Annotated in this window: 1 protein-coding gene; it reads left to right on the top strand. The window is 31.7% G+C overall.

The genetic code is table 11. The annotated features are described in order from the left end of the window. The first annotated feature begins 92 nt into the window (after positions 1 to 92). Complete coding sequence (locus B2G44_RS01150; RefSeq protein WP_078123025.1) at positions 93 to 602, top strand: pseudouridine synthase family protein; 510 nt, start codon at positions 93 to 95, stop codon at positions 600 to 602. Positions 603 to 666: the final 64 nt, after the last annotated feature.

Here is a 666-nt window from a genome sequence, read left to right as displayed (position 1 = left end):
GGAAAGCGGTGTGCTTGGAAACTTGCTCGCACCGTTTGGACGGGGGCTGATTGTAAATAAAACAGCAAAGATAAATCGCTGCATAAAACGCAATTAATCTATCTGTATCTTTAGATCCTTTAGCAGAAGGTTTGTTAATTGTAATAATTAATAAAGCAACAAAATTAGCATTTTTATTTAACGATTTAGATAAACAATATCAAGGCACTGCCATTTTTAATAAAAATTATGATACCTTAGATGTTAACGGGAAATTAATGGACACTAAAAACATAATTTTATCTGAATCTACGATAAAACAAAATTTTGATTTTTTTGATAACAAACAATATTGGCAAACTCCTCCGATTTTCTCTGCTATCAAGATTAAAGGTCAAAAAATGTATAATTTAGCTAGAAAACAAAAATATCTAGAAATTCCTCCGCGAAAAGTAACCATTTCAAATTTGAAATTAATTTCATATGATAACAAAGAACAAGAAGCTAAATTTCAAGTAAATGTATCTAAAGGAACTTATATAAGAAGTTTAATTAGAGATATTGGAAAAAATATGAATACTTACGGAGGGGCGCCAAAGATGCCTAAATTTCCTGCTATCTAACCAATAGCCAGGGCCGATAAACCCTGAAAGGAGATGGTCGGTTTGGCAGACGAAAGAATGCCAA

Source organism: Candidatus Phytoplasma citri (assembly GCF_002009625.1).
Taxonomy (GTDB): domain Bacteria; phylum Bacillota_I; class Bacilli_A; order Acholeplasmatales; family Acholeplasmataceae; genus Phytoplasma; species Phytoplasma citri.
The sequence above is the reverse complement of the archived record's forward strand: the minus strand, read 5'-3'. Positions and strand labels throughout refer to the sequence as shown.